Source organism: Streptomyces sp. NPDC038200 (genome assembly GCF_055600785.1).
This window is the reverse complement of record NZ_JBVJYH010000020.1, coordinates 56,018-82,760: the sequence shown is the minus strand read 5'-3', so window position 1 is coordinate 82,760 and position 26,743 is coordinate 56,018. Positions and strand designations below refer to the sequence as shown.

Here is a 26,743-nt window from a genome sequence, read left to right as displayed (position 1 = left end):
AGGTTCTGCGATCAGGCAGTGATCAGACGGGGGTGACGTTCTCCGCCTGCGGACCCTTCGGGCCCTGCGTCACGTCGAAGGACACCTGCTGGTTCTCCTCAAGGGAGCGGAAGCCGGTGGCGTTGATCGCGGAGTAGTGAACGAAGACGTCGGGGCCGCCGCCCTCCTGGGCGATGAAGCCAAAGCCCTTTTCGGCGTTGAACCACTTAACGGTTCCGGTAGCCATATAAGCCCTCCTTGGGCTCACAAAGGGTTTGCCCTGCTCCAGAACCTGCAAGTGTGAAACGGTGCTGCACAACTGCATATGTCTGAAAACGACGAGAGCCCGCGGTCACATGCTCCGCAGGCTCTGTACTGCAAGGGAAACCAAACTGCAACTTGCGGCGAGCCTAGCACGCGGGCAGCCGAAAGCAATAGAGGTCAAGATCACTTCACCCGGATGTTTGAACGTCCGCTAGGCCGTTTGAGGGTGGGGTCGGTCCCGGCACCGTACGCCGGGGGGTCTAGTCTCGCGATGTGGACAATTCTCGCACCCGGCCGCGCGTCGGCCACATCCAGTTCCTGAACTGCCTGCCCCTGTACTGGGGGCTCGCGAGAACCGGCACGCTCCTCGACCTCGAGCTGACCAAGGACACCCCGGAGAAGCTCAGCGAGCAGCTCGTACGCGGTGATCTCGACATCGGGCCCGTCACCCTCGTCGAGTACCTGCGCAACGCCGACGATCTGGTCGCCTTCCCGGACATCGCCGTCGGCTGCGACGGCCCGGTGATGTCCTGCGTCATCGTCTCCCAAGTCCCCCTGGACCGGCTGGACGGCGCCAAGGTCGCCCTCGGCTCGACCTCCCGCACGTCGGTCCGCCTCGCCCAGCTGCTCCTCGCCGAGCGCTACGGCGTCCAGCCCGACTACTACACCTGCCCGCCCGACCTCGGCCTGATGATGCAGGAGGCGGACGCCGCCGTCCTCATCGGCGACGCCGCCCTGCGCGCCAACCTCCACTACGGCCCCAAGCTCGGTCTGGACGTCCACGACCTCGGGGCCCTGTGGAAGGAGTGGACCGGACTGCCGTTCGTCTTCGCGGTCTGGGCGGCCCGGCGCGACTACCTGGAGCGCGAGCCCGTCCTCACCCGCCAGGTCCACGAGGCCTTCCTCGACTCCCGCAACCTCTCCCTGGAAGAGGTCGGCAAGGTGGCCGAGCAGGCCGCCCGCTGGGAGGCGTTCGACGAGGCCACGCTGGAGCAGTACTTCACCACCCTGGACTTCAGCTTCGGCGGCCCGCAGCTCGCGGCCGTCGCCGAGTTCGCCCGCCGCGTCGGGCCGACCACCGGCTTTCCGGCGGACGTGAAGGTGGAGCTGCTGCGGCCGTAGCCCCGCCTCACTACGCTGCTGCACGGCAGGCGTAGGGGGAGAGCGCGGTGGGGGGAGCGGACGCCATGCAGCCGCTGGAAGTCGACGAGCCGGCCACCGTAGGGCCGTACCGGCTGCTGGGCCGGCTCGGCTCGGGTGGCATGGGCCGGGTCTACCTCGGCCGCAGCACGGGCGGCCGGACCGTCGCCGTGAAGATCGTGCACCCGCACTTCGCGCTGGACGAGGAGTTCCGCGCCCGTTTCCGGCGCGAGGTGGCCGCCGCCCGCCGGGTCGGCGGCGCCTGGACGGCACCCGTCCTGGACGCGGACCCCGACGCCCCCGTGCCCTGGGTCGCCACCGCCTACGCGGCCGGCCCCTCCCTCGCGGCGGCCGTCACCGACGGCGGCCCCCTGCCCGCGCACACCGTACGGGCCCTGGGCGCGGGCCTCGCCGAGGCGCTGACGGCCGTCCACGAACTCGGCCTCGTCCACCGGGACGTGAAGCCGTCCAACGTCCTGCTCACCCTGGACGGGCCGCTGCTGATCGACTTCGGCATCGCGCGGGCCACGGACGGCACGGCGTCCCTGACGTCCACCGGCGTGTCGATCGGCTCGCCGGGCTACATGGCACCCGAGCAGATCCTCGGCACGGGGGCCACGGGCGCCGCCGACCTGTTCTCCCTCGGAGCCGTCCTCGTCCACGCGGCCACCGGCCAGGCGCCCTTCCGCGGCGACTCCTCGGCCGCGCTGCTCTACAAGGTCGTCCACGAGGAGCCCGAACTCGGCGCCCTCACCGGCGAGCTGCGGGAGCTGGCCGCGGCCTGCCTGGCCAAGGACCCCGCCGCCCGCCCCACCCCCGCCGAACTGAGCCGACGGCTCGCCCCCGAGGGCGCCACCCGCCTGGTCGCGGGCGGCTGGCTGCCGGGCCCCCTGGTGGAACAGGTCAGCCGCGACGCCGTACGGCTCCTCAACCTGGACACGGGCGAGACGGCACCCTCGGGCCCGGTGGCGTTCAGCAGCCCTTCGGTGGGCGGGCCGACGGAAACGGCCGAACCACGGGCGACCGACGGCACGGCAACCGAAGGCACGGGGACGTTCGGGCCCGCGCCCGTGATGAACCGGGGGACGGAGACGGCCGGGGAACCGGCCGGCGGGGCGACCGCCGTGCCGGAGCCGCGGGACGTGCCGCCGCCCGGCCGGGTCTCCGTCAGCGTGGCCGCGGCCTCCGCTCCCGGCGAGGGCGGCCGGGGGCGCCGGGTGAGCTGCACGGTCGTGCTGGCGGTCGCCGGCGCGCTCGCCGCGGTCTCCGTGGGGCTCGGCGTCCTGGTGCGGCCCTGGTTCGACGAAGGCGCCAGGGACAACGGCGCGGGCAGTGGCAACGCCTACTCCCCGGCACCGAGCGCGACCGCCGGCAGCCCCGCCCCGGACGACCCGGCCGCGGGCGACCCCAGCGCGGGCGATTCCGGCACGAGCAGTCCCGGCACCGGCAGTCCCGGCACGGGCAGTTCCCCCGGTGGCACTCCCACCGCCGGCGACCAGCCCGGTGTACTCCCGGCCCGCTACCTCGGGACCTGGGAGGGCGAGGCCACCGGTCTCGGCGGTCACCTGCCCATGGGCACCTTCCGCGTCACCGTCCACCAGGCGGCCGTGGGCGAGGAGCTGGGGCGGCTCACCCAGACCGACGGGATCGGCGGCGTCTGCACCGACATCCTCACCCTGAAGAAGGTCACCGGGACACGGATCCTCGCGACCTCGGCCGGCGCCGCCGGCAACCACGCCGGCTGCAACCCCGCACCGCACCAGATCGAGTTGACGCCGACCGGTGACGATCTGACGTACACGTCGGACAGTTCGGAAGAAGGCCACCCGACTTCGCGGATGTCAAGGGTCCGTTAGCCCGCTCCGCCCCGCCCCTGTGGCCCCACCGGCCCCCGCCCTCACTACTGTGTCCGCGTTGGCGAACGCCGGCAACACGCGCATCGTCACGCCGAGCGCGCAGCACGCAACGGGGAAGGACGGGAAGAGCCCGCCATGGAGACACTTCAGCCGGACGATCCACGGGAGTTGGGCAGCTACCGCATGCTGCGCAGACTCGGAGCCGGCGGCATGGGCCGGGTGTACCTGGCCCGTTCCCCCGGCGGCCGTACCGTCGCGGTCAAGGTCGTACGCCCCGACCTCGCCGCCGACGCCGGTTTCCGCGAGCGCTTCCGGCACGAGGCCGAGATCGCCCAGGCCGTCTCCGGCCGGTACACCGCCGCGGTCGTGGACGCCGACCCCGAGGCGCCGCTGCCCTGGCTGGCCACCTCGTACGTGCTCGGCCCGGACCTCACCGAGGTCGTCGCCGCGCACGGCCCGCTGCCCGAACACACCGTGCGCGCCCTCGGCGCCGGACTCGCCGCCGCCCTCCAGGAGATCCACGGGGCCGGCCTCGTCCACCGCGACCTCAAGCCCTCGAACGTCCTGCTCGCCGCCGCCGGCCCCCGCGTCATCGACTTCGGCATCGCGCGGGCGGTGGACGGCGCGCGCATGACCCAGACCGGGGTCGTGGTCGGCTCCCCCGGCTACATGCCCCCGGAGCAGGCGACGGGCAAGGACGTCGGCCCGGCCGGCGACGTCTTCTCCCTCGGCGCCGTCCTCGCCTTCGCGGCCACCGGGCGCAGCGCCTTCGGCGACGGGGCCGCCTCGCACGCCGCGCTGCTCTACCAGGTGGTGCACGGCGAACCCGAGCTGACGGGCATACCGCGCTCGCTCCTGGGCCTGGTCCGGGCCTGTCTGCTCAAGGACCCGGCGGACCGGCCCGCTCCGGCCGAGATCGCGGCCGCGCTCGCCCCGCAGGGCGTCGAAGGTGTCCTGCGCGACTGGCTGCCGTCCGCCGTCGCCTCCACGATCGCCACGCACGCGGCCGGGATCCTGGACCTGGAGGCCCCGGAGATCCAGCCGCCGACGGTGGGTGCGGGTGCGGGCGTGGGTGCCGGTGCCGGGGTCAATGCCGGTACGGGTGCCGGTGGGTTCGGCCCGGCGCCGACGATGGTGGACCGGGCGGGGGCACCGGCGGGCGGCACCGCCGTACCCGGCACCGCGGTACCCGGCACCGTGCGGCTCGGTGGCCCCGGCTCCCCCGCCGCGCCCCCCACCCGCCGCCGTGCCCTGTCCTTGGCCCTCGGCGGGGCCGCCGCCGTCGCGGCCGTCGGCGGGGGCACCGCCTGGTGGTTCGGCCGGGACACCCGGACCGACGTCACCGGCACCGGAGGCAGGCGCGGCGTCTCGGGGGAGCCCGCCGCCGAACACTTCACCACCCCGCCCGCCGGAGTCGCCCCGCAGCCGCTGTGGCACCGGTCGCTCGCCGAGGACACCACCAGCGCCGCCGTACCGCTGCTCGTTCGCGACGGCCTGCTGCTGATCAGCGGCGACCCCCTGGTGGCGTACGACGTGCGGACCGGCAAGCCCCGCTGGTCCAAGCCGGACCTCGTCGTCCCCGGCTCCCAACTGCTCCACCGCGACGGCCGGATGTACCTGCCGGACGGCGAGTACGACGGCGTCGTCATCGCCCGCGATGCGGCCACCGGCGACGAGGTGTGGCGCACCCGGCTCGGCAAGCGCATCGACGTCGAGGACACCATCGCCATCGACGACCAGCACCTCTACGTCACGGCGAGCGACTTCAGCGAGTCCAAGAGCGCCACCGAGTACCGCACGGCGGTCGCCGCGATCAGCCTCGCCACCCGCAAGACCGTGTGGATCCAGCGGCGCGACTGGGGCACCGACGACTACGACGTCGAGGGATCCGTCTCCGGCACGTACCTGGTCTACGCCGACTCCAAGTACAACCTCACCGTCCGCGACACCGCCACCGGCGCCCAGCTGTGGACGAAGAAGGTCGGCGACGACTGGTTCTGGCGGCCCACCGCCTCCGACGGCCTGGTCTTCCTGCCGGGCGAGAAGCTCACCGCCGTGGACGTGAAGACCGGCGCCACCCGCTGGACCCTGTCCCCCAACGGCCGCCGCGGCTTCCACACCCCCACCGTCATCGACGGCGTCCTCTACGTCGCCGACCACGACCGCGGCGTCTGGGCCGTCGACGTCCGCACCGGCAAGCGGATCTGGCTGTGCGAGGACAACGACCGTGGCGCGCCCGAGGTGTTCCTGAAGTCCGGCACCACCCTGTACTGCGGCGCCCAGGCCGTCGGCGGCGGCATCGTCGCGCTGGACGCCAAGACCGGCCGCAAGCGCTGGAGCTGGACCGACAACAAGGACACCGGCGACCAGTGGCAGATCGCCCTCTCCGGCAGCCGGCTGCTCATGGCCAACGGCGAGGACGTCTACGCGATGCCGGCCGTCTGAACCGGGTAGGGACCCTGGACGGACAGGTGAGGTGACGGGGGCGAGGGTCGTGTTCGGGTTCGTGACGGGGGTGGGGAACGTGGGGGCGGTGACCACGGGGGTGCTGGTGCTCGGTGCCGTGGTGTGGGGCGGCGCGGCGGGCGCGCTGCTGCCCCGCGCCGCCTACCGCTTCGCCGCCCCGTCCGGCGAACCCTGGCACGACCACTGCCCCGCCGGCCATCCGGTCCGGGGGTGGCTGGGCGGGGCGCGGTGCGGGGAGTGCGCGGGCGGCGGGGCGTACACCTCGTCCCGCACCCCTTCCCGCACCCCTGCGCACCCCCTCGGTCCGGCAGTCGGACCCGATCCGGCCCCTCGGCCGTCCTACGCCCCCTCACGTGTCCTTCTCGCCGCCGTCACCGCCCTCGTCTGCGCCGCCCTCGCCGCCGCCACCGGCACCCGGCCGGAGCTGGCGGTCTGGCTGCTGCTCGCGCCCGTCGGCGTCCTCCTCGCCGCCGTGGACTTCCGGGTGCGGCGGCTGCCCGACCCGCTGACCCTCCCGCTCGCCGCCACCGCCCTCGCCCTGCTCGGACTCACCGCCCTGCTCCCCGAACACGCCGGCCACTGGCGCACCGCCCTCTACGGCACCCTCGCCCTCGGCGCCGGCTACTACGTGCTGTACCGCATCAACCCGGGCGGCATGGGTTTCGGCGACGTGAAACTGGCTCTGGGCGCGGGCGCCGTACTCGGCTGGTACGGCTGGCCCACCGTGCTGCTCGGCACCTTCGCCGGATTCCTGCTCGGCGCGCTCTACGGCGGCGCGCTCGTCCTGGTCCGGCGGGCGAACCGGAAGACGGCCGTGCCCTTCGGCCCGTTCCTCCTCGCCGGCACCCTCACCGGCCTGCTGATCGGTGCGTACGCGGCCTGACGTCTTTGGCCCGAATCGGCTGGCGTAGGCTGGTTCGGTCTGCCCCCACCGCTTGACGAAAGGGACGCCCGGTGACCGAGAAGGCCGACCTCCAGTCCGTGCTCGACCGAGCCGCGGCGGGCGGACGCATCACGCCCGAGGAGGCGCTCGACCTCTACCGTGACGCGCCCCTGCACGCCTTGGGCGCCGCCGCCGACGCCGTACGCCGCCGCATGTACGCGGGCACCGAGCACATCGCCACGTACATCATCGAGCGGAACATCAACTACACGAACGTGTGCGTCACGGCGTGCAAGTTCTGCGCCTTCTACGCGGCCCCCAAGGACAAGGACAAGGGCTGGACCCGCGACCTCGACGACATCCTGCGCCGCTGCGCGGAGACCGTCGAGCTGGGCGGCACCCAGATCATGTTCCAGGGCGGCCACCACCCCGACTACGGCGTCGAGTACTACGAGAAGCACTTCAAGGCCATCAAGGACGCCTTCCCGCAGCTGGTGATCCACTCGCTCGGCGCGTCCGAGGTCGAGCACATGGCCCGGATCAGCGGTGTATCGGTGGAAGAGGCCATCACCCGGATCCACGAGGCCGGCCTGGACTCCTTCGCGGGCGCCGGCGCGGAACTCCTGCCCGAGCGGCCCCGCAAGGCCATCGCCCCGCTGAAGGAGAGCGGCGAGCGCTGGCTGGAGATCATGGAGACCGCGCACCGGCTGGGTGTCGAGTCCACCTCCACCATGCTGATGGGCACCGGCGAGACCAACGCCGAGCGGATCGAGCACCTGCGGATGATCCGGGACGTGCAGGACCGTACGGGCGGCTTCCGCGCCTTCATCCCGTACACCTACCAGCCCGAGAACAACCATCTGAAGGGCCGCACCCAGGCCACCCTCTTCGAGTACCTGCGGATGATCGCGATCGCCCGCGTCTTCCTGGACAACGTCCGGCACATCCAGGGCTCCTGGCTCACCACCGGCAAGGAGATCGGCCAGCTGTCCCTGCACTACGGCGCGGACGACCTCGGCTCGATCATGCTGGAGGAGAACGTGGTCTCCTCGGCCGGTGCCAGGCACCGCTCCAACCGCCAGGAGATCATCGACCTGATCCGCAAGGCGGACCGTGTCCCGGCGCAGCGCTCGACGACGTACGAGCACCTCGTCGTCCACGACGACCCGGCGAACGACCCCGCCGACGACCGCGTGGCCTCCCACATCTCCTCCACGGCCATCGAGGGCGGCACCGCCCACCCCGAGCTGAAGCTGCTCACGTCCAACTAGGGCCGCCGTGCTGACGATCCACGCCGCCCCGCTGGTCCTGCCGGTGGGTGCGGCACCCGTCGTGGACGGAGCCGTCGTGGTGGACGGCGACCGGATCACGGCCGTCGGTCCGTACGCCGAGGCGGCGGCCGTGGCCCCGGGCGCCCGGGTGCGGCGCTGGCCGGGCGTGCTCACACCGGGCCTGCGGCAGTGGCACCCGCTGTGGCTGCTGCGTCAGTGCTACCACCCCGACCCGCGCGAGGCCGGTGAACTGGGGGAGTTGCCCCTGTACGGGGAACGGCTGGCCGCCCTGGGCGACCTCGGCGAGACCCGCTGGGCGGGCAGCGTACGGCGCGGTGTGCAGCGGATGCTGCGGTACGGCACGACGGCGGTCGCCTCCCCCGGAGCCCGCTTCCGCGATCCCCTCGTGGCCACGGCCGTCGCCCGGTCCGGTCTGACCGTCGTGGGTGTCGCGGGCGCCCCCGGCGGCATGCTGCTCGGCGAGCGGCCGGACCTCGACCCGTTCGCCGAGGGGTACGACCTGCCCGGCACGGTCCACGGCCCCCTCACCGTCGGCGGCCGGGCCGACCTGGCGGTGTTCGACGTGCCCGACGAGGCGGCCCTGACGGAGCGCGGCGCGGCGACCTGCGTGGCGACCGTGCTGGCCGGCCGCCTGGTGTACCGGAGCCGCTGAGCACACGCACCGGAACCACCTGCGGGCCGTCCTGCGGAGCTGTTCCGGGGGCTGTCCTCAGAGCTGTCCTGCGGGTCGTCCTGTGAGCTGTCCTGCGGGTCCTGCGGGTCGTCCTGCGGGTCCTGCGAGCTGTCCTGCGGGTCGTCCTGCGAGCTGTTCCGAGGGCTGTCCTGCGGAGCCGTTCCGCGGGTCTATTCCGAGAACGCCCTCGCGAACGCTCCGTCCTTCTGCGCCACCCCGCTGCAATCGGTCGACGCGTCCTCCACGGAGGAACCCTCCGCACACGCCCGGTCCCGGAACGCCGACCACATCGACACCCAGGCGATCTCCTTCTCCTCCGCGAACGCCCGCACCCGCGCGGCGTCGGAGAGCGTGAACGTCTCCCCGGCCACGTCGTTGACGCCGATCATCGAGGTGAGCGCCATCCCCTGCCAGGCTCCCTCGTCCGACAGCGCGAACACCTTCTTCAGCTGGGTGTGCGCGGCCTCGGCGGAGGTCACGGCGTAGTCGCCCATGTCCCCGTCGTACGACTCGCCGTAGTTCATGGTCATCAGATCGACCGTGGAGACCTGCACGTCGTACGTGTTCGCGGACTCCAGCAGCGCGAGACCGTCCGCATCGAGGCCCGACGGCATCACCGGGAGCGTGAACGTCACCTCCAGAGCGGGGCGTTCCTTCTGCAATCGGGCAAGCGCCTGCGAACGCAGGGCGACGGAGGCGGAGTCGGTCAGTTCGTCGCCCTCGATGTCGAAGTCCGCCTGGCTGGAGCCGGCCGCGTCCAGCGCCGCGGCGTAGGCGGCGGCGAGTTCCGTGACGCTGTCACAGGCGGCGGCGAGTTCTTTGCCGGAAGCGCCGCCGAAGGATACGCGGACGGTGGCGCCGTCCTTCTTCAGCGCGGATATCCGGGACTTCACGGCGGAGTCGGCGACCGCCTCGGTGCCGTTCCACTTCGGGACGCAGTCGCTGCCGCCGGAGATCACGAAGGCGAGGTTGTACGTCGTCGGGGAACCGGCGGCGTCGGTGCCGGCGGCCTCCGTGGCGCTGACGTAGGGGGCGTAGGCGAGGGAGTGGGCGGGGGACGGGGCGGGGGAGCGGGCGGGGGCACGGGCCGTGCTCTCGGCCGCCGTGGAGCAACCGGTCACCGCGAGCGCGAGCGCGCAGGTGAACCCGGCGACTGGTCTCAGTGGACTCCTCATGAGGGGAAATCTCTCACACGCCGGCATGGGCATCCTCGGGTCCCTCAGGAAAACAACAGCCGGAACGCGCTTTCATGGGCGGCTCACAAGAATATCCGGCGGCTCATAAGAATCCCGGGAAAGGGGCACATAAAGGCTCTCCAACATTCGAGGAATGCAATCCGAACCCGCCAGCGAAATGCGCGCCGACGGGCGCGGTAGCCACCGCAAACATGGCAACGGGTCCACCGAGGGACCCGTGTTCGTGGACACCACCGGACGCCGCTCGAAGGTGCTGCGCCGCGTCGGCCTGCTCGTCGGCGCCGGCTGCCTCACCTACGCGGGCGTGCTCGCCGCCGCCTTCATGGGCTGGGGCACCTTCCTCGAACCGTCCGCCCTGCTGCCCTTCGGCAACGCCGACGGCGGCCGGGCTCCCGGCGGGATACGGCCGCAGGGCGGCATCGGGCGTCAGGCGGAGCTGCCGACGGGCGTCCCCTCGGTGCTGCCGTCCGCCACCGGCACACCGTCCGCCACCGGCACACCGTCCGCCACCGGCACACCGTCCGCCACCGGCACACCGTCCGCCACCGGCACACCGTCCGCACCGGCACACCGTCCGACCCGGCCTCCGCTGCCGCCCCTTCCTCGGCCATGATCTCGACCGCCGCCGCGTGCGGGTGGGTGGAGGACGGCGCGGCGCGCAGGAAGCCGAGGCTCCTGCCGTGAGAGGGGGCTGCAAGAATGGGCGGGTGACCCGCGCTTCCCTGAACAAGCAGCCGCACGAAGTCGCCTCGATGTTCGACGACGTGGCGGAACGGTACGACCTGACCAACGACGTGCTGTCGCTCGGCCAGGACCGGCGCTGGCGCAAGGAGGTGGCGAAGGCGGTCGACGCGCGCCCGGCGCAGAAGGTCCTGGACCTCGCCGCCGGCACGGCCACCTCCTCGCTGCCCTTCGCGCAGACGGGCGCGTACGTCGTCCCCTGCGACTTCTCCCTGGGGATGCTCCAGGTCGGCAAGAAGAAGCACACCTGGCTGCCGTTCACGGCGGGCGACGCGACGCGGCTGCCCTTCAAGGACGACACCTTCGACGCGGTGACGATCTCCTTCGGGCTGCGCAACGTCCAGGACACGGACGCCGCCCTGCGCGAGATGTACCGGGTCACCCGGCCCGGCGGGCGCGTGGTGATCTGCGAGTTCTCCCACCCGACCTGGGCGCCGTTCCGCACCGTCTACACCGAGTACCTGATGCGGGCACTGCCGCCGGTCGCGCGCGCGGTGTCCTCGAACCCGGACGCGTACGTCTACCTCGCCGAGTCCATCCGCTCCTGGCCCGACCAGCCCGCCCTCGCCGAACGGCTGCGCAAGGCGGGCTGGTCGAAGGTGGCGTGGCGCAACCTCACCGGCGGTGTGGTCGCCCTGCACCGGGGCTTCAAGGAGAGCTGAATCCGGCCACCGCGTACGGATCGCCGGGTTGGTCCAGCTCCCGTTGGAGTCCTCCTCCGTGCGGCCCCGGAACGCGCGGTTCCCGCACGCCTCCGCCGCCCTCGCCCTCCCCGAAGTCGAACCACACGTACACCATCGAGTCCCGCGGCACCTCGGCCCCGGGCTGCGGATACTGGCGTACGACGTAGTCGACGACGGCGAGGTGGAACTCCGGGCGGTCCGGCGCGTTGAGGAACAGCCCCCGCGCCCGGGCCGTTTCGCGCGCGTCCACGGCCATCAGACCGACCAGCCGTGGGACGCACACTTCGGGTGTTTTGGGTGTTATACGCACAGATGTCACCCCCAGCGGTACTGGCAGGGTAACTCTCGCCCGGTCCACCCGGAAGGCGTCGGTGTCTTTCCGTAACAGAAGACTACCGAGAGTGATGGAGGGTGAGTCGGAAGCAGAGCGCCGGCTCGTCCAGCGTGGGATGCGCGTACGTCTCCGCCCGCTCCATGCCGAGCCGGCGGGTCACCGCGATCGACCGCTCGTTGCCCGGCCGGACCATCGCCACCACCCCCGGCACCCCGGCCGTCCGCAGCCGCCTGACGGTCTCCCGCGCCGCCGCCGTGACGTACCCCTTGCCCCAGTGCGCCCGCCCCAGCCGCCAGCCGATCTCCGTCTCGCCGACGGGGCCCCAGTCCGGCGGCCACGGCTGGGCGCCGGTGAAGCCGATGACCTCTCCGGACGCGTCCAGCACCGTCCACAGACAGAAGCCGTGCTCCGCGTCGTGCCGCCGCTGGCGCGCGGTGAGTTCCTCGTAGACCGACAGCTCCGCCGGCCGGCCGCCGTGGAACTCCATGACCTCCGGGTCGGCGAAGATCCGGTGCCAGGCGACCGCGTCCTCGTGCGTGGGGACGCGCAGTCGTACCGCGGGGAGAGGTCGGTTCACAAGTCAGCCCTTCGACCGGGTGATCAATTCTGCTGAATAGACTGCCCATGTCCAGTGCCGGTCGGCACGCAGATTTCTAACCTTGGGGAGATCCCGCCGTGACCGAGCCCCTCTCCGACCACACCGCCGACGTGATCGTCGTGGGCGCGGGGCCAGCCGGCTCCACGACCGCGTACCACCTCGCCAAGGCCGGCCTCGACGTCCTGCTCCTGGAGAAGACCGAGTTCCCGCGCGAGAAGGTCTGCGGCGACGGACTCACCCCGCGCGCGGTCAAGCAGCTCGTCGCCATGGGGATCGACATCTCCGAGGAGGCCGGCTGGCTGCGCAACAAGGGCCTGCGCATCATCGGCGGCGGCTCCCGCCTCCAGCTGGACTGGCCGGACCTCGCCGCCTACCCGAACTACGGACTGGTCCGCAAGCGCGACGACTTCGACGAGCAGCTCGCCCGCAACGCCCAGAAGGCCGGCGCCCGCCTCCACGAGCGCTGCAACGTCTCCGGTGCGGTCGTCGACGACCGCACCGGCCGCATCACCGGCGTCACCGCCAAGCTCGGCGAGGAGAAGCGCGAGGTCACCTTCCACGCGCCGCTCGTCGTCGCCGCCGACGGCAACTCCACCCGGCTGTCCCTCGCCATGGGCCTGCACCGCCGCGAGGACCGCCCCATGGGCGTGGCGGTGCGCACCTACTTCACCTCCCCGCGCCACGACGACGACTACCTGGAGTCCTGGCTGGAACTGTGGGACCGCCGCGGCCCCCAGGACCGCCTGCTGCCCGGCTACGGCTGGATCTTCGGCATGGGCGACGGCACCTCCAACGTCGGCCTCGGCGTCCTCAACACCTCCGCCTCCTTCAAGGAGCTGGACTGGCGCGAGGTCCTCAAGGCCTGGTGCGCCTCCATGCCCGAGGACTGGGGCTACACCCCGGAGAACATGACCGGCCCGATCCGCGGCGCCGCCCTCCCCATGGCCTTCAACCGCCAGCCGCACTACACGCGCGGGCTGCTGCTCGTCGGCGACGCCGGCGGCCTGGTGAACCCCTTCAACGGCGAGGGCATCGCCTACGCCATGGAGTCCGGCCAGATCGCCGCCGACGTCATCGTGCAGGCCCACGCGCGCGCGACGCCCGCCCAGCGCGAGATCGCCCTCCAGCGCTACCCGCGCGTCCTCAAGGACACCTACGGCGGCTACTACACGCTCGGCCGCGCCTTCGTGAAGCTCATCGGCAACCCGAAGGTCATGCAGATCGCCACCCAGCGCGGCCTGACCCACCCGATGCTGATGAAGTTCACCCTGAAGCTCCTCGCGAACCTCACCGACCCCACGGGCGGTGACGCGATGGACCGCATCATCAACGGCCTGAGCAAGGTCGCCCCGAAGGCGTGACGGGCGCCGCGGGCCCGGCTAGGCGCTGAACGCGGCTGCCTGGGCGGCCCGGCGGGCGTGCACCTCGTCCCGCCGGTCCGCCATCTGCCGCAGCGCGTCCCTCTTGTCCCGTTTCGAGAGCCGGTCCAGATAGACGTACCCCTGGGTGTGGTCGGTCTCGTGGGCGAGGCACCGCGCGAAGTATCCGGTGCCCTCGACGACGACGGCGTTGCCGTCCCTGTCCTGCCCGCGCACGACGGCCCGGTCCGGCCGCGGCACGGCCATCACGGCACCGGGAACCGACAGGCAGCCCTCGCCCTCGTCCAGCAGTCGTCGCCCGCTCGTGGGCGTTTCGAGCACCGGATTGACGATGTGTCCGACATGCCGGACTCCGTCGTCATCGGGGCAGTCATACACGAAAAGCCGTAGATCGACCCCGATCTGATTCGCCGCCAGTCCCGCCCCGTCGGCGACGTACATGGTCCGGAACATGTCGTCCACGAGCGCGGCGAGGTCGGGCCCGAACTCCGTGACGTCCCGGCACGGCTTGTGCAGCACCTCCTCGCCGACCTCGGTGATGCGGCGCACCGCCCCCCGCCCGGCCTCGGGGGCGTAGCGGGGGAACCGGTCGACGGGACTGCCCTGCACGAACACGCTTGGCATCGCGCTGTCTCCTTCGCTCGCTGACGGACCGCCGTCCGGCGGCCCGAGCCCGAGCATGCCAGGGAGGACACCGCGCACGCGGGGGAAGGCGCCGGACGCCCCCCGGGTACGACGCAAGGGCCGCTGCCCCCGAGCGGCTGCGGCCCTACGCGTGCGAGAGGTGCGGGATGCGCTCAGAGCACCCGCACGGCGCCGGTGGGCGGGTCGTACGACAGCGAGCGCTCCACGACGCCCGTGGAGGGGTTCTGCGCGCCGACGAACATGCCGTCGCCGACGTACACCGCCACGTGGTACGCGCTGCCCGCGCTGCCCCAGTACAGGATGTCGCCCGGCTGGAGGTTGCTCAGCGAGACCTGGGTGCCGGCGGTGGACTGGTCCTGGGAGACGCGCGGCAGGCTGATGCCGACCTGCTTGAAGGCCGTCTGCACCAGGCCGGAGCAGTCGTAGGCCGAGGGGCCGGTGGCGCCGGAGACGTACGCCTTGCCGACCTGCGCCTTGACGAAGCTGATGACCGCGGCGGCCGAACCGGTCGCCGTGGAGGAGCCGGTCGAGGTCGAGGTGGACGTGGAGGTGGAGCCGGAGTCGGTGCTCGCCTTGGTGGAGAGCGTGGTCCGCTCCGCGTTGCGCGTGGCGCGGGCGGCGGCCTCCTTGCGGGCCTCTTCCTCGGCCTTCTTCTTGGCCTCCGCCGCCTTGTGCTTGGCCTCGGCGAGGTCCGCCTTGGCCTGCTTCGCGGCCTTTGCGGCAGCCGCGTCACGCTCGGCCTGCAGCTGGTAGTTCGCGGCCGCCTGCTCGGTGGCGTCGGCGGACTGGGTCGCCTGAGCGGCCAGGTCGGCCGTCAGCGTGGGCAGTTCGAGGGTCTGCGTCACCGGCTCGGCCGCGTTCGCCGAGCCGGACGCCCCGGCGACTGCCAGGGTGCCGAGGACGCCACTGGCAACTCCGGCCCGCACGGCGAGGGTCGACGCGCTGCGGCGGGGCTTCCGGTGGCTGCGTATGTGAGCGGTGTGGGACATGGGAACAACCGGTACCAGGGGCTCCTTCATATCTACAAGAAACGTGTGCTGCGCCACAGTTGTTCAATCGAGACCCGGAAACACGGGCGTGTCGCTCTTTATTGACGCCGTAACGGACATTGCGGACGCACGTGATCAAGCCCTTGATCACGGTCTTTGATCATTACGTCCGAATTGCCCCGCACCTACCACTGGTTGGCATGGTTGGCCAAGCCCGGTTCTCATGGGCCTCTCATGGATGTGGCGGAGGTCACGGAACGGTTACCGGAACCCAGGCGTCCGGCATGTGCGCAGCTCGTGAACGCGTGCACGCGCCCCGGCGTCCGTCCACATCCCGCCCGGGCCTCCCCCTGATGTGTGAACGCGACCCACTATCAGCCTCTTGCGTCCAGCGCCAATTTGCATGCAACGGAACTCTCTTGATATGGAGACGCCCCGCCTGGCCTGGGGTGACAGGCGAGAATGTCACTTCTGGTGATCAAGTGAACGCTTCTAGTATGAAGATCACCCATCATCCGACTTCATGATCCTTCGTCAGGTGGTGGAGATCACAAAGCTTGTGTAATACCCCGTGTCGCAGATCACAGAGCGGCGGGCATAAGATGCGAGGCAGTTGGGCTTGTGACCTGCTTCACATGTTCTCGATCTTCGCCCGGGACGAGCGGGGCTCGTGGGACCGGTGAGGCGGATGTGAGCCCAGTGCAACCGCCACCAGTCAGTGCCGACTGAGAGGAGCGAGGAGCGGTGAACGCGTATGCGCCCATCCTCGTACTGGGAGCCCTCGGGGCAGGCTTTGCGATCTTCTCCGTGGTCATGGCCACGCTGATCGGTCCGAAGCGGTACAACCGCGCCAAGCTCGAAGCCTACGAGTGCGGCATCGAGCCGACCCCCACGCCGGCCGGCGGCGGGCGTTTCCCCATCAAGTACTACCTGACGGCGATGCTCTTCATCGTCTTCGACATCGAGATCGTCTTCCTCTACCCCTGGGCCGTCACCTTCGACGCCCTGGGGATCTTCGGGCTCGTGGAGATGCTGCTCTTCGTGCTCACCGTCTTCGTCGCGTACGCGTACGTATGGCGGCGCGGCGGCCTGGAATGGGACTGAGGGGCCTTTAACGACATGGGACTCGAAGAAAAGCTGCCGAGCGGTTTCCTGCTGACCACCGTCGAGCAGGCCGCGGGCTGGGTGCGCAAGGCGTCCGTCTTCCCGGCCACCTTCGGCCTGGCCTGCTGTGCCATCGAGATGATGACCACCGGCGCCGGCCGCTACGACCTCGCCCGCTTCGGCATGGAGGTCTTCCGCGGTTCGCCGCGCCAGGCGGACCTGATGATCGTCGCCGGCCGGGTCAGCCAGAAGATGGCGCCCGTCCTGAGGCAGGTCTACGACCAGATGCCCAACCCGAAATGGGTGATCTCCATGGGCGTCTGCGCCTCCTCCGGCGGCATGTTCAACAACTACGCGATCGTCCAGGGCGTCGACCACATCGTCCCGGTCGACATCTATCTGCCCGGCTGCCCGCCCCGCCCCGAGATGCTGATGGACGCGATCCTCAAGCTCCACCAGAAGATCCAGTCCTCCAAGCTCGGCGTCAACGCGGAGGAAGCGGCCCGCGAGGCGGAGGAAGCGGCGCTCAAGGCGCTGCCCACGATCGAGATGAAGGGGCTGCTGCGGTGAGCGACGCGAACGGCACCCACGGCGGCGACGGGTCCGCGAACGGGGTGAACCCCGAGAAGGACCTCTCCGCCTCCAACCTCCCCGGCCAGCGCGGCCAGGGCGGCGAGGAGATCCGCGTCCAGCGCGGCATGTTCGGCGCCCAGAACGGCGGCGACACCTCCGGCTACGGCGGCCTCGTCCGCTCGGTCCGGCTCCCGGGACCGGCGAGCCGCCCCTACGGCGGCTGGTTCGACGAGGTCGCCGACGAACTCGAAGGCGCTCTGGAGGAACAGGGACTCCTCCCCGGCAACGCCATCGAGAAGACGGTCGTCGACCGTGACGAGCTGACCTTCCACATCGAACGCGCGTACCTGCTCCGCGTCGCCCGCACCCTGCGCGACGACCCGGCGCTGCGCTTCGAGCTGTGCACCGGCGTCAGCGGCGTCCACTACCCGCACGACAAGGGCCGCGAGCTGCACGCCGTCTACCACCTGCGCTCGATCACCCACAACCGGCTGATCCGCCTCGAAGTCAGCGCCCCCGACGGCGACCCCCGCATCCCGTCGCTGGTCTCCGTCTATCCGACCAACGACTGGCACGAGCGCGAGACCTACGACTTCTTCGGAATCGTCTTCGACGGCCACCCGGCCCTGACGCGGATCATGATGCCGGACGACTGGCAGGGCCACCCGCAGCGCAAGGACTACCCCCTCGGCGGCATCGCCGTCGAGTACAAGGGCGCCCAGATCCCGGCTCCGGACCAGCGGAGGTCGTACTCGTGAGCACGCAGTCAGCATCCGCCGCGTCGGCCGCGTCCGCGCGCGAGACCACCGAGGGCACCGTATATACGGTCACCGGTGGCGACTGGGACGAGGTCGTCCAGTCCGCGGCCCGCGCCGACGACGAACGCATCGTCGTCAACATGGGTCCCCAGCATCCGTCCACCCACGGAGTGCTCCGCCTGATCCTGGAGATCGAGGGCGAGACGGTCACCGAGGCCCGCTGCGGCATCGGATACCTCCACACCGGCATCGAGAAGAACCTCGAATACCGCACGTGGACGCAGGGCACCACCTTCGTCACGCGCATGGACTACCTGACGTCCTTCTTCAACGAGACCGCCTACTGTCTCGCCGTCGAGAAGCTCCTCGGCATCGAGGACCAGATCACCGACCGCGCCAAGATCATCCGAGTGCTCCTGATGGAGCTGAACCGGATGTCCTCCCACCTGGTGTGCATCGCCACCGGCGGCATGGAGCTGGGCGCCACCACGATCATGATCTACGGATTCCGTGATCGTGAAATGATTCTCGACCTCTACGAGCTGATCACCGGCCTGCGCATGAACCACGCGTACATCCGGCCCGGCGGACTCGCCCAGGACCTGCCCCCCGGCGCGGTGGACCAGATCCGCGAGTTCGTGAAGAAGATGAGGAAGAACCTCCCGGAGTACGACAAGCTCGCCACCGGGAACCCCATCTTCAAGGCCCGCATGCAGGACATCGGCTACCTCGACCTGGCCGGCTGCATGGCCCTCGGCGCGACCGGCCCGATCCTGCGCTCCGCCGGCCTGCCGCACGACCTGCGCAAGACACAGCCGTACTGCGACTACGAGACGTACGACTTCGACGTCCCGACCGCCGACACCTGCGACGCCTACGGCCGCTTCCTCGTCCGCCTGGAGGAGATGCGCCAGTCCCTGCGGATCATCGAGCAGTGCCTGGACCGGCTCCAGCCCGGCCCGGTCATGGTCGCCGACAAGAAGATCGCCTGGCCCGCCCAGCTCGCCCTGGGACCGGACGGACTCGGCAACTCCCTCGACCACATCAAGAAGATCATGGGCACCTCCATGGAGGCCCTGATCCACCACTTCAAGCTGGTCACCGAGGGCTTCCGCGTCCCGCCGGGACAGGCGTACGCGGCCGTCGAGTCACCCAAGGGCGAACTCGGGGTGCACGCCGTCTCCGACGGCGGCACCCGCCCCTACCGGGTCCACTTCCGCGACCCGTCCTTCACCAACCTTCAGGCCATGGCGGCGATGTGCGAGGGCGGCCAGGTCGCCGACGTCATCGTCGCCGTCGCGTCCATCGACCCCGTGATGGGAGGCGTCGACCGGTGACCACCTCTTCTTCGGAGCGGGGCGTCAGCCTGGGCATGCCCGAACTGCCCGCACCCGCCTACCCGGACGACGTCCGGGCCCGGCTGGAGGCGGACGCGCGCGAGGTGATCGCGCGCTACCCGGACTCCCGCTCCGCCCTGCTGCCGCTGCTCCACCTCGTGCAGTCGGAGGAGGGCCACGTCACGCGCACCGGCATGCGGTTCTGCGCGGACATGCTGGACCTGACCACGGCCGAGGTCACCGCCGTCGCCACCTTCTACACCATGTACCGGCGCAGGCCCTCCGGCGACTACCAGGTCGGCGTCTGCACCAACACGCTGTGCGCGGTGATGGGCGGCGACGCGATCTTCGAGACCCTCCAGGAACACCTGGGCCTCGGCAACGGCGAGACCACCGACGACGGCAAGATCACCCTGGAGCACATCGAGTGCAACGCGGCCTGCGACTTCGCGCCGGTCGTGATGGTCAACTGGGAGTTCTTCGACAACCAGACCCCGGCGAGCGCCAAGCGCCTGGTCGACGACCTGCGCGCCGAACGGCCCGTACAGCCCACCCGCGGGGCCCGGCTGTGCACCTTCAAGGAGACCGCGCGGATCCTGGCCGGCTTCCCCGACGAGCGGCCCGGGGCCGTCGAGGAGGGCGGCAGTGCGGGACCCGCCTCGCTGGTGGGCCTTCGCCTGGCAAAGGGAGAGGCCGCACCCGCGCGCGTGGTCCATCCGCGCGGAGGTCCGCATGAGGAACCGCAGGACAGGGTGCACGAACCGTCGCCGGCCGAGCACCTCAGTTCCCATGACGCGCCGCAGGACACATCGGCCTCCGACCCGGCCCACCCGGCCGGGCCCACCGCCGAGGAGGGGGAGTGATGACCGTGGTACCCGAGGTCAAGGACACGAGCCCCGAGAAGCTGCTCGCACCCGTGCTGTCGGCCTTCTGGGACGAGGACCGGTCCTGGACTCTGGACGTCTACCGGAGGCACGAGGGGTACGAGGGACTCCGCAAGGCGCTCGCCATGTCACCGGACGACCTGATCGCCTACGTCAAGGACTCCGGGCTGCGAGGCCGCGGCGGCGCGGGATTCCCGACCGGAATGAAGTGGCAGTTCATTCCTCAGGGTGATGGAAAACCGCACTATCTAGTTGTCAACGCCGACGAGTCGGAGCCGGGCACCTGCAAGGACATCCCGCTCCTCTTCGCGAACCCGCACAGCCTCATCGAGGGCATCGTGATCGCGTGCTATGCCATCAGGTCGTCGCATGCCTTCATCTATCTGCGGGGTGAAGTCGTCCCCGTTCTGCGGCGGTTGCACGAGGCCGTGCGCGAGGCCTACGCGGCGGGCTACCTCGGCGAGAACATCCTGGGCAGCGGACTCGACCTCCAGCTCACCGTGCACGCGGGTGCGGGCGCGTACATCTGCGGTGAGGAGACCGCACTGCTCGACTCGCTCGAAGGCCGCCGTGGTCAACCGCGGCTCCGTCCCCCCTTCCCTGCGGTGGAAGGCCTCTACGCCTGTCCGACTGTGGTGAACAACGTCGAGTCGATCGCGTCGGTTCCCGCCATCCTGAAAAACGGCAAAGACTGGTTCAGGTCGATGGGCAGCGAGAAGTCCCCGGGCTTCACGCTCTACTCGCTCAGCGGCCACGTCGCGAGCCCCGGCCAGTACGAGGCACCGCTCGGCGTCACCCTCCGCCAGCTCTTCGACATGAGCGGCGGCATGCGGCCGGGCCACCGCCTGAAGTTCTGGACGCCGGGCGGCTCCTCGACGCCGATGTTCACCGACGAGCACCTCGACGTCCCCCTCGACTACGAGGGCGTCGGCGCCGCCGGCTCCATGCTCGGCACCAAGGCGCTGCAGTGCTTCGACGAGACGACCTGCGTCGTGCGGGCCGTCACCCGCTGGACCGAGTTCTACGCCCACGAGTCCTGCGGCAAGTGCACCCCCTGCCGCGAAGGAACGTACTGGCTGGTGCAGTTGCTCCGCGACATCGAGGCCGGCAAGGGCGTCATGTCCGACCTCGACAAGCTCGCCGACATCGCCGACAACATCAACGGCAAGTCCTTCTGCGCCCTCGGCGACGGCGCCGCATCCCCGATCTTCTCCTCGCTGAAGTACTTCCGCGAGGAGTACGAGCAGCACATCACGGGCCGGGGCTGCCCCTTCGACCCGGCCAAGTCGACGGCCTGGGCGGACCGCCCGGAGGTGAACGCATGACCGTGACCACCAGTGCTCCCTCCGGAGGGGGAGAAGCGGCGGTCCCGCCGGAAGACCTCGTCACGCTGACGATCGACGGCATCGAGATCAGCGTGCCCAAGGGCACCCTGGTCATCCGGGCCGCCGAGCAGCTCGGCATCGAGATCCCGCGGTTCTGCGACCACCCCCTCCTCGACCCGGCCGGCGCCTGCCGCCAGTGCATCGTCGAGGTCGAGGGCCAGCGCAAGCCGATGGCGTCCTGCACGATCACGTGCACGGACGGCATGGTCGTGAAGTCCCAGCTCACCTCGCCCGTCGCCGAGAAGGCCCAGCACGGAGTGATGGAGCTGCTGCTCATCAACCACCCGCTGGACTGCCCGGTCTGCGACAAGGGCGGCGAGTGCCCGCTGCAGAACCAGGCGATGTCCCACGGCAACGCCGAATCCCGCTTCGAGGGAAAGAAGCGGACCTACGAGAAGCCCGTGGCGATCTCCACCCAGGTGCTGCTCGACCGCGAGCGGTGCGTGCTGTGCGCCCGCTGCACCCGCTTCTCCAACCAGGTCGCGGGCGACCCGATGATCGAGCTGATCGAACGAGGCGCACTCCAGCAGGTCGGCACCGGCGAGGGCGACCCGTTCGAGTCGTACTTCTCCGGCAACACCATCCAGATCTGCCCGGTCGGCGCCCTCACCTCGGCCGCCTACCGGTTCCGCTCCCGCCCCTTCGACCTCGTCTCCTCGCCGTCGGTCTGCGAGCACTGCTCCGGCGGCTGCGCCACCCGCACCGACCACCGGCGCGGCAAGGTCATGCGGCGGCTCGCCGCGAACGACCCCGAGGTCAACGAGGAGTGGATCTGCGACAAGGGACGCTTCGCGTTCCGGTACGCGCAGGCGAAGGACCGCCTCGACACCCCGCTCGTCCGCAACGCCGACGGCGTCCTGGAACCCGCCTCCTGGCCGGAGGCGCTCCAGGCCGCCGCGGAGGGCCTGACCGCCGCCCGCTCCCGGACCGGTGTCCTCATCGGCGGCCGGCTGACCGTCGAGGACGCCTACGCGTACAGCAAGTTCGCGCGCGTGGCACTCGACACCAACGACATCGACTTCCGCGCGCGCGTGCACAGCGGCGAGGAAGCCGACTTCCTGGCGGCCCGGGTGGCCGGCCGCGGCCGTGACCTCGACGGTACGGGCGTCACGTACACCTCCCTGGAGAAGGCCCCCGCCGTCCTGCTGGTCGGCTTCGAGTCGGAGGAGGAGGCACCCGGCGTCTTCCTGCGGCTGCGCAAGGCCTGGCGCAAGCACAAGCAGCAGGTGTTCGCGCTGGCCACACACGCCACCCGGGGCCTGGAGAAGACGGGCGGCACGCTGCTGCCGGCCGCTCCGGGCACCGAGACGGAGTGGCTGGACGCCCTCGCCAGTGGCGTCGGCCTGGAGGAGCCCGGCGCCCGCGCCGCCGAGGCCCTGCGCGCCGAGGGCGCCGTCATCGTCGTCGGCGAGCGGCTGGCCGGCGTCGCGGGCGGCCTCACCGCCGCCCTGCGCGCCGCCACCGCGACCGGCGCCGACCTGGTGTGGATCCCCCGCCGGGCCGGTGAACGCGGCGCCGTCGAGGCGGGCGCGCTGCCCTCGCTGCTGCCGGGAGGCCGCCCGGCGACCGACCCGCGCGCGCGTGAGGAGGTCGCCGCCGCCTGGGGGATCGCCGAACTCCCGCTGCGCCACGGCCGCGACACCCACCAGATCGTCCAGGCCGCCGCGGGCGGCGAACTCGCCGCGCTCGTGGTCGCCGGCGTGGAGGTCGCCGACCTGCCCGACCCCGCACGCGCGCGTGAGGCGCTGGAGAGCGTCGGCTTCCTGGTGTCGCTGGAGCTGCGGCCCAGCGAGGTCACCGAACACGCCGACGTGGTCCTGCCGGTCGCCGCGGTCGCCGAGAAGGCGGGCACCTTCCTCAACTGGGAGGGCCGTGTGCGCTTCTTCGAGGCCGCGCTCAAGCCCGACCAGATGACCCGCCGGCTCGCGCCGACCGACACGCGCGTGCTCCAGATGCTCGCCGACGCCATGGACGTCCACCTGGGCCTGCCCGACCTGCGCACCACGCGCGCGGAGATCGACCGGCTCGGCCCCTGGGACGGTCACCGCGCCTCCGCCCCCACGGAGGTGGCGGGCGTGCTGCCCCGCCCGGCCGCCGGCGAGGCCGTACTCGCCGGGCACCGGCTCCTGCTCGACCAGGGTGTCCTGCAAGAGGGTGACGAAGCGCTCGCCGGAACCCGGCACGCGGCACGCGCGCGCGTGTCCGCCGCGACGGCCGCCGAGGCAGGCGTCGAGAACGGCGGCACCCTGACCGTCACCGGCCCCGCCGGCACGGTCGCACTGCCGCTGCGGATCACCGAGATGCCCGACCGGGTGGTCTGGCTCCCGCTGAACTCCGCGGGCACCGGGGTCGCCTCCGACACCGGGGCACGGCCCGGCTCCCTCGTCCGTATCGGCCCGGCGGCAGACACCGACGAGGCCCCCAAGGAGGTGGAGGCATGAGCGCGTACCTCGCCGCTGAAGACCTCTCGATGTTCGGCCGCGACCCCTGGTGGCTCGTCGTCGTCAAGGCGGTGTTCTGCTTCGCCTTCCTGATGGTGACCGTGCTGTTCTCCATCGTCTGGGAGCGCAAGGTCGTCGCCTGGATGCAGCTGCGCATCGGCCCCAACCGGCACGGTCCCTGGGGCATGCTCCAGTCGCTCGCCGACGGCGTGAAGCTGATGCTCAAGGAAGACCTCATCGTCAAACGCGCGGACAAGGTGGTCTACGTCCTCGCGCCGATCGTCGCGGCCATCCCGGCCTTCATGGCGATCGCGGTGATCCCCTTCGGGCCGGCCGGCAACGAGATCTCGATCTTCGGCCACCGCACCACGATGCAGCTCACCGACCTGCCCATCGCGATGCTCTACATCCTCGCGATCGCCTCCGTCGGCATCTACGGCATCGTGCTGGCCGGCTGGAGTTCCGGATCCACCTACCCGCTCCTCGGCGGCCTGCGCTCCTGCGCGCAGATGATCTCCTACGAGATCGCCATGGGCGCCGCCTTCGCCTCCGTGTTCCTCTACTCGGGGTCGATGTCGACGTCCACGATCGTCGAGCAGCAGCACGACCGCTGGTACATCCTGCTGCTGCCGGTCTCCTTCATCCTCTACATCGTCACGATGGTCGGCGAGACCAACCGCGCCCCCTTCGACATGCCGGAGTCCGAGGGCGACCTGGTCGGCGGTTTCAACACCGAGTACTCGTCGATCAAGTTCGCGATGTTCATGCTCGCCGAGTACGTCAACATGGTGACGGTCTCGGCCGTCTCGACCACCCTGTTCCTCGGCGGCTGGCGCGCCCCCTGGCCGATCAGCGGCTTCTGGGAGGGCGCGAACCACGGCTGGTGGCCGCTGCTCTGGTTCGTCATCAAGGTCCAGCTGCTGCTGTTCTTCTTCATCTGGCTGCGCGGCACGCTCCCGCGGGTCCGCTACGACCAGCTGATGAAGCTCGGCTGGAAGGTCCTCATCCCGGTCTCCGTGACCTGGCTGATGCTGGTCGCGACCGTCCGCGCGCTGCGCAACGAGAACTACGACTTCGCCGACATCGCCCTCTACGTGGGCGGTGGCGTCCTCGCCCTGCTGCTGATCTCCTTCGTCGCCGACATGTTCCGCGGGAAGGCGAAGACGGCCGAACAGCCCGCTGCCGAGCAGCCGGCCTTCGACCCGATGGCGGGCGGATTCCCCGTACCGCCGTTGCCCGGACAGGAGCTGCCGCCGGTGCCGAGGCGCCGCCCGCGCCGCGAGCGGGAACTGATTGTCAGTGGCGGACCGGACACTGTCAGTGACGGAACTTCGGATGGAAAGGAGGCGTCCGATGGCTGAGGAGCCTCAGGACTCCGGGCAGCCCAAGCCCGGCTTCCAGAACCCCGTCGCCGGCTTCGGCGTGACCTTCAAGGCCATGTTCAAGAAGCGGCTGACCGAGCAGTACCCGGAGCAGACGAAGACCACGGCTCCCCGGTTCCACGGACGGCACCAGCTCAACCGCCATCCGGACGGCCTGGAGAAGTGCGTCGGATGCGAGCTGTGCGCCTGGGCCTGCCCCGCCGACGCCATCTACGTGGAGGGCGCCGACAACACCGACGAGGAGCGCTACTCGCCGGGCGAGCGGTACGGCCGCGTCTACCAGATCAACTACGCCCGCTGCATCCTGTGCGGACTGTGCATCGAAGCGTGCCCCACGCGCGCGCTGACGATGACGAACGAGTTCGAACTGGCCGACTCCAGCCGCGCCAACCTCATCTACACCAAGGAACAGCTGCTCGCCGGCCTCGAAGAGGGCATGGTCGACACACCGCACGCGATCTTCCCGGGGACCGACGAACAGGACTACTACCGCGGCCTGGTGACCCAGGCCGCGGCAGGCACCGTCCAGCAGGTCGCCGTCTCCAAGGGAGAGGAACCGCAGGAGGCCGCCTCCACCTTCGGCGAGGACGAACCGGCCTCGGAGAAGGTGATCGGCCGATGACCACGCACCTCGCCGCCTACACCACCTCCACCGGTGAGGCCTTCCAGTTCTGGGTCCTCGGCACGATCGCGGTGATCGGCGCCCTGTGCACCGTCTTCATGAAGAGGGCCGTGCACAGCGCGCTCTGCCTCGCCGGCACCATGATCGTCCTGGCGGTGTTCTACCTCGCCAACGGCGCCTACTTCCTCGGCATCGTGCAGATCGTCGTCTACACCGGCGCCATCATGATGCTGTTCCTGTTCGTGGTGATGCTCGTCGGCGTCACGGCCGCGGACTCCCTGAAGGAGACCATCAAGGGCCAGCGCTGGCTGGCCCTTCTGTGCGGGGCGGGCTTCGGCGTCCTGCTGTTCGCCGGCATCGGCAACGCCTCCCTGAAGGAGTTCACCGGCACCGGCCGGGCGAACGCGAACGGCAACGTGGAGGGCCTCGCGGCCCTCATCTTCACCAAGTACGTCTTCGCCTTCGAAATCACCGGCGCCCTGCTCATCACCGCCGCCGTCGGCGCCATGGTGCTCACCCACCGCGAACGCACCGAGCGCGCCAAGACCCAGCGCGAGCTGTCCGAGCAGCGCGTCCGCGAGGGCACGAACGTCCCGCCGCTGCCCGCCCCCGGTGTCTACGCCCGGCACAACGCCGTGGACATCGCGGGCCTGCTGCCCGACGGGACCCCGTCCGAGCTGACCGTCAGCAAGACGCTGCGCGAACGCGGCCAGCTCCGTGACGTGTCCACGCAGGCGCTCAACGACCTGCGGGCGCTGGAACAGCGCGCGGAGGAGCGCCTGGGGCGCACGGCGATCGAGCCGGAGACGTTCAAGCGGCCCGAGGAGGCGTCGAAGTGAACCCGGTCAACTACCTCTACCTCGCCGCCCTGCTGTTCACGATCGGCGCGACCGGAGTCCTCATCCGGCGCAACGCCATCGTGGTCTTCATGTGCATCGAGCTGATGCTGAACGCCTGCAACCTCGCGTTCGTCACCTTCTCCCGGATGCACGGCAACCTCGACGGCCAGATCATCGCCTTCTTCACGATGGTCGTCGCCGCCGCGGAGGTCGTGGTGGGCCTCGCGATCATCGTGTCGCTGTTCCGTACCCGCCACTCGGCCTCGGTCGACGACGCCAGCCTGATGAAGCTGTAAGGGG

Annotated in this window: 26 protein-coding genes; 20 read left to right on the top strand and 6 right to left on the bottom strand. The window is 70.8% G+C overall.

Annotated features, from left to right (window positions below):
- Positions 1–22 precede the first annotated feature (22 nt).
- The gene (locus tag ACZ7KF_RS32335; protein ID WP_004984723.1) at positions 23–226 is read right to left on the bottom strand and encodes a cold-shock protein; all 204 of its coding nucleotides are present in this window, start codon (positions 224–226) and stop codon (positions 23–25) included.
- Between the two features lie 290 nt (positions 227–516).
- On the opposite strand from ACZ7KF_RS32335, the gene ACZ7KF_RS32330 reads away from it, so the two are divergent.
- From ACZ7KF_RS32330 to ACZ7KF_RS32305, 6 genes are all read left to right on the top strand, one after another.
- Positions 517–1,365, top strand: a complete 849-nt coding sequence (locus ACZ7KF_RS32330) for a menaquinone biosynthetic enzyme MqnA/MqnD family protein (protein WP_471083010.1) — start codon at positions 517–519, stop codon at positions 1,363–1,365.
- Positions 1,366–1,430: 65 nt separating this feature from the next.
- The gene (locus tag ACZ7KF_RS32325) at positions 1,431–3,239 is read left to right on the top strand and encodes a serine/threonine-protein kinase (RefSeq protein WP_471083006.1); all 1,809 of its coding nucleotides are present in this window, start codon (positions 1,431–1,433) and stop codon (positions 3,237–3,239) included.
- 135 nt (positions 3,240–3,374) lie between these two features.
- On the top strand, positions 3,375–5,684 hold the full coding sequence (locus ACZ7KF_RS32320) for a protein kinase domain-containing protein (protein ID WP_471083003.1): 2,310 nt from the start codon (positions 3,375–3,377) through the stop codon (positions 5,682–5,684).
- Between the two features lie 88 nt (positions 5,685–5,772).
- On the top strand, positions 5,773–6,588 hold the full coding sequence (locus ACZ7KF_RS32315) for a prepilin peptidase (RefSeq protein ID WP_471083000.1): 816 nt from the start codon (positions 5,773–5,775) through the stop codon (positions 6,586–6,588).
- A gap of 71 nt (positions 6,589–6,659) precedes the next feature.
- Positions 6,660–7,859 (top strand): cyclic dehypoxanthinyl futalosine synthase, encoded by a 1,200-nt coding sequence (mqnC, locus tag ACZ7KF_RS32310; RefSeq protein WP_471082997.1) that lies wholly within the window; start codon positions 6,660–6,662, stop codon positions 7,857–7,859.
- 7 nt (positions 7,860–7,866) lie between these two features.
- Positions 7,867–8,532, top strand: a complete 666-nt coding sequence (locus ACZ7KF_RS32305; protein WP_471082994.1) for an imidazolonepropionase-like domain-containing protein — start codon at positions 7,867–7,869, stop codon at positions 8,530–8,532.
- A 191-nt stretch (positions 8,533–8,723) separates the two neighbouring features.
- Here the strand turns inward: ACZ7KF_RS32305 and ACZ7KF_RS32300 are convergent, their stop codons facing one another.
- Positions 8,724–9,728: a chitinase gene (locus tag ACZ7KF_RS32300; protein ID WP_471082991.1), complete on the bottom strand. Its 1,005-nt coding sequence runs from the start codon at positions 9,726–9,728 to the stop codon at positions 8,724–8,726.
- 244 nt (positions 9,729–9,972) lie between these two features.
- Between ACZ7KF_RS32300 and ACZ7KF_RS32295 the strand changes: the two genes are divergently transcribed.
- Positions 9,973–10,362, top strand: a complete 390-nt coding sequence (locus tag ACZ7KF_RS32295; RefSeq protein ID WP_471082988.1) for a hypothetical protein — start codon at positions 9,973–9,975, stop codon at positions 10,360–10,362.
- 94 nt (positions 10,363–10,456) lie between these two features.
- A complete protein-coding gene (locus ACZ7KF_RS32290) occupies positions 10,457–11,152 on the top strand; it encodes a demethylmenaquinone methyltransferase (RefSeq protein ID WP_471082985.1) in 696 nt (231 codons plus the stop codon).
- On the opposite strand, the gene ACZ7KF_RS32285 is transcribed toward ACZ7KF_RS32290, so the two are convergent.
- Positions 11,139–11,456 carry a PASTA domain-containing protein gene (locus tag ACZ7KF_RS32285; RefSeq protein WP_471082982.1) on the bottom strand — a complete coding sequence of 106 codons (318 nt, stop codon included), beginning with the start codon at positions 11,454–11,456 and terminating at the stop codon, positions 11,139–11,141. The genes ACZ7KF_RS32290 and ACZ7KF_RS32285 overlap by 14 nt on opposite strands.
- A 109-nt stretch (positions 11,457–11,565) precedes the next feature.
- Positions 11,566–12,084 (bottom strand): GNAT family N-acetyltransferase, encoded by a 519-nt coding sequence (locus ACZ7KF_RS32280; protein WP_471082979.1) that lies wholly within the window; start codon positions 12,082–12,084, stop codon positions 11,566–11,568.
- A gap of 98 nt (positions 12,085–12,182) precedes the next feature.
- Here ACZ7KF_RS32280 and ACZ7KF_RS32275 point away from each other — a divergent pair, with 98 nt between their 5' ends.
- On the top strand, positions 12,183–13,466 hold the full coding sequence (locus ACZ7KF_RS32275) for a geranylgeranyl reductase family protein (RefSeq protein ID WP_471082975.1): 1,284 nt from the start codon (positions 12,183–12,185) through the stop codon (positions 13,464–13,466).
- Between the two features lie 18 nt (positions 13,467–13,484).
- Here ACZ7KF_RS32275 and def read toward each other — a convergent pair whose 3' ends face one another.
- A complete protein-coding gene (gene def / locus ACZ7KF_RS32270; protein ID WP_471082972.1) occupies positions 13,485–14,108 on the bottom strand; it encodes a peptide deformylase in 624 nt (207 codons plus the stop codon).
- 173 nt (positions 14,109–14,281) lie between these two features.
- On the bottom strand, positions 14,282–15,118 hold the full coding sequence (locus tag ACZ7KF_RS32265) for a C40 family peptidase (protein ID WP_471082969.1): 837 nt from the start codon (positions 15,116–15,118) through the stop codon (positions 14,282–14,284).
- Positions 15,119–15,862: 744 nt separating this feature from the next.
- Here ACZ7KF_RS32265 and ACZ7KF_RS32260 point away from each other — a divergent pair.
- From ACZ7KF_RS32260 to nuoK, 11 genes are read left to right on the top strand one after another with little or no spacing between them, the layout of a single operon-like run.
- A complete protein-coding gene (locus ACZ7KF_RS32260; RefSeq protein ID WP_003992243.1) occupies positions 15,863–16,222 on the top strand; it encodes an NADH-quinone oxidoreductase subunit A in 360 nt (119 codons plus the stop codon).
- Between the two features lie 15 nt (positions 16,223–16,237).
- Positions 16,238–16,792 carry a NuoB/complex I 20 kDa subunit family protein gene (locus ACZ7KF_RS32255; RefSeq protein WP_007383964.1) on the top strand — a complete coding sequence of 185 codons (555 nt, stop codon included), beginning with the start codon at positions 16,238–16,240 and terminating at the stop codon, positions 16,790–16,792.
- Entirely contained in the window at positions 16,789–17,553 is a 765-nt protein-coding gene (locus ACZ7KF_RS32250) for an NADH-quinone oxidoreductase subunit C (protein WP_471082966.1), read from the top strand. The genes ACZ7KF_RS32255 and ACZ7KF_RS32250 overlap by 4 nt, the downstream gene beginning before the upstream one ends.
- Positions 17,550–18,890, top strand: coding sequence for an NADH-quinone oxidoreductase subunit D (locus ACZ7KF_RS32245; RefSeq protein WP_471082963.1), 1,341 nt, complete (start codon positions 17,550–17,552; stop codon positions 18,888–18,890). Before ACZ7KF_RS32250 ends, ACZ7KF_RS32245 begins: the two co-directional genes overlap by 4 nt.
- Entirely contained in the window at positions 18,887–19,753 is an 867-nt protein-coding gene (nuoE, locus tag ACZ7KF_RS32240) for an NADH-quinone oxidoreductase subunit NuoE (protein ID WP_471082960.1), read from the top strand. The genes ACZ7KF_RS32245 and nuoE overlap by 4 nt, the downstream gene beginning before the upstream one ends.
- Entirely contained in the window at positions 19,753–21,099 is a 1,347-nt protein-coding gene (nuoF, locus tag ACZ7KF_RS32235) for an NADH-quinone oxidoreductase subunit NuoF (RefSeq protein ID WP_471082957.1), read from the top strand. The genes nuoE and nuoF overlap by 1 nt, the downstream gene beginning before the upstream one ends.
- Complete coding sequence (locus ACZ7KF_RS32230) at positions 21,096–23,600, top strand: NADH-quinone oxidoreductase subunit G (RefSeq protein WP_471082954.1); 2,505 nt, start codon at positions 21,096–21,098, stop codon at positions 23,598–23,600. Before nuoF ends, ACZ7KF_RS32230 begins: the two co-directional genes overlap by 4 nt.
- Positions 23,597–24,961, top strand: coding sequence for an NADH-quinone oxidoreductase subunit NuoH (nuoH, locus tag ACZ7KF_RS32225; RefSeq protein ID WP_471082951.1), 1,365 nt, complete (start codon positions 23,597–23,599; stop codon positions 24,959–24,961). The genes ACZ7KF_RS32230 and nuoH overlap by 4 nt, the downstream gene beginning before the upstream one ends.
- Complete coding sequence (gene nuoI / locus ACZ7KF_RS32220) at positions 24,954–25,604, top strand: NADH-quinone oxidoreductase subunit NuoI (protein ID WP_471082948.1); 651 nt, start codon at positions 24,954–24,956, stop codon at positions 25,602–25,604. Before nuoH ends, nuoI begins: the two co-directional genes overlap by 8 nt.
- Positions 25,601–26,443: an NADH-quinone oxidoreductase subunit J gene (locus ACZ7KF_RS32215; RefSeq protein ID WP_471082945.1), complete on the top strand. Its 843-nt coding sequence runs from the start codon at positions 25,601–25,603 to the stop codon at positions 26,441–26,443. Before nuoI ends, ACZ7KF_RS32215 begins: the two co-directional genes overlap by 4 nt.
- Positions 26,440–26,739, top strand: coding sequence for an NADH-quinone oxidoreductase subunit NuoK (gene nuoK, locus ACZ7KF_RS32210; RefSeq protein ID WP_023547474.1), 300 nt, complete (start codon positions 26,440–26,442; stop codon positions 26,737–26,739). The genes ACZ7KF_RS32215 and nuoK overlap by 4 nt, the downstream gene beginning before the upstream one ends.
- Positions 26,740–26,743: the final 4 nt, after the last annotated feature.

Coding starts and splice junctions, on each gene's coding strand:
- ACZ7KF_RS32335 (WP_004984723.1), bottom strand. CDS start 226: ATGGCTACCGGAACCGTTAAGTGGTTCAACGCCGAAAAGGGCTTTGGC.
- ACZ7KF_RS32325 (WP_471083006.1), top strand. CDS start 1,431: ATGCAGCCGCTGGAAGTCGACGAGCCGGCCACCGTAGGGCCGTACCGG.
- ACZ7KF_RS32320 (WP_471083003.1), top strand. CDS start 3,375: ATGGAGACACTTCAGCCGGACGATCCACGGGAGTTGGGCAGCTACCGC.
- ACZ7KF_RS32300 (WP_471082991.1), bottom strand. CDS start 9,728: ATGAGGAGTCCACTGAGACCAGTCGCCGGGTTCACCTGCGCGCTCGCG.
- def (WP_471082972.1), bottom strand. CDS start 14,108: ATGCCAAGCGTGTTCGTGCAGGGCAGTCCCGTCGACCGGTTCCCCCGC.
- ACZ7KF_RS32265 (WP_471082969.1), bottom strand. CDS start 15,118: ATGTCCCACACCGCTCACATACGCAGCCACCGGAAGCCCCGCCGCAGC.
- ACZ7KF_RS32255 (WP_007383964.1), top strand. CDS start 16,238: ATGGGACTCGAAGAAAAGCTGCCGAGCGGTTTCCTGCTGACCACCGTC.
- nuoF (WP_471082957.1), top strand. CDS start 19,753: ATGACCGTGGTACCCGAGGTCAAGGACACGAGCCCCGAGAAGCTGCTC.
- ACZ7KF_RS32230 (WP_471082954.1), top strand. CDS start 21,096: ATGACCGTGACCACCAGTGCTCCCTCCGGAGGGGGAGAAGCGGCGGTC.
- nuoH (WP_471082951.1), top strand. CDS start 23,597: ATGAGCGCGTACCTCGCCGCTGAAGACCTCTCGATGTTCGGCCGCGAC.
- nuoI (WP_471082948.1), top strand. CDS start 24,954: ATGGCTGAGGAGCCTCAGGACTCCGGGCAGCCCAAGCCCGGCTTCCAG.
- ACZ7KF_RS32215 (WP_471082945.1), top strand. CDS start 25,601: ATGACCACGCACCTCGCCGCCTACACCACCTCCACCGGTGAGGCCTTC.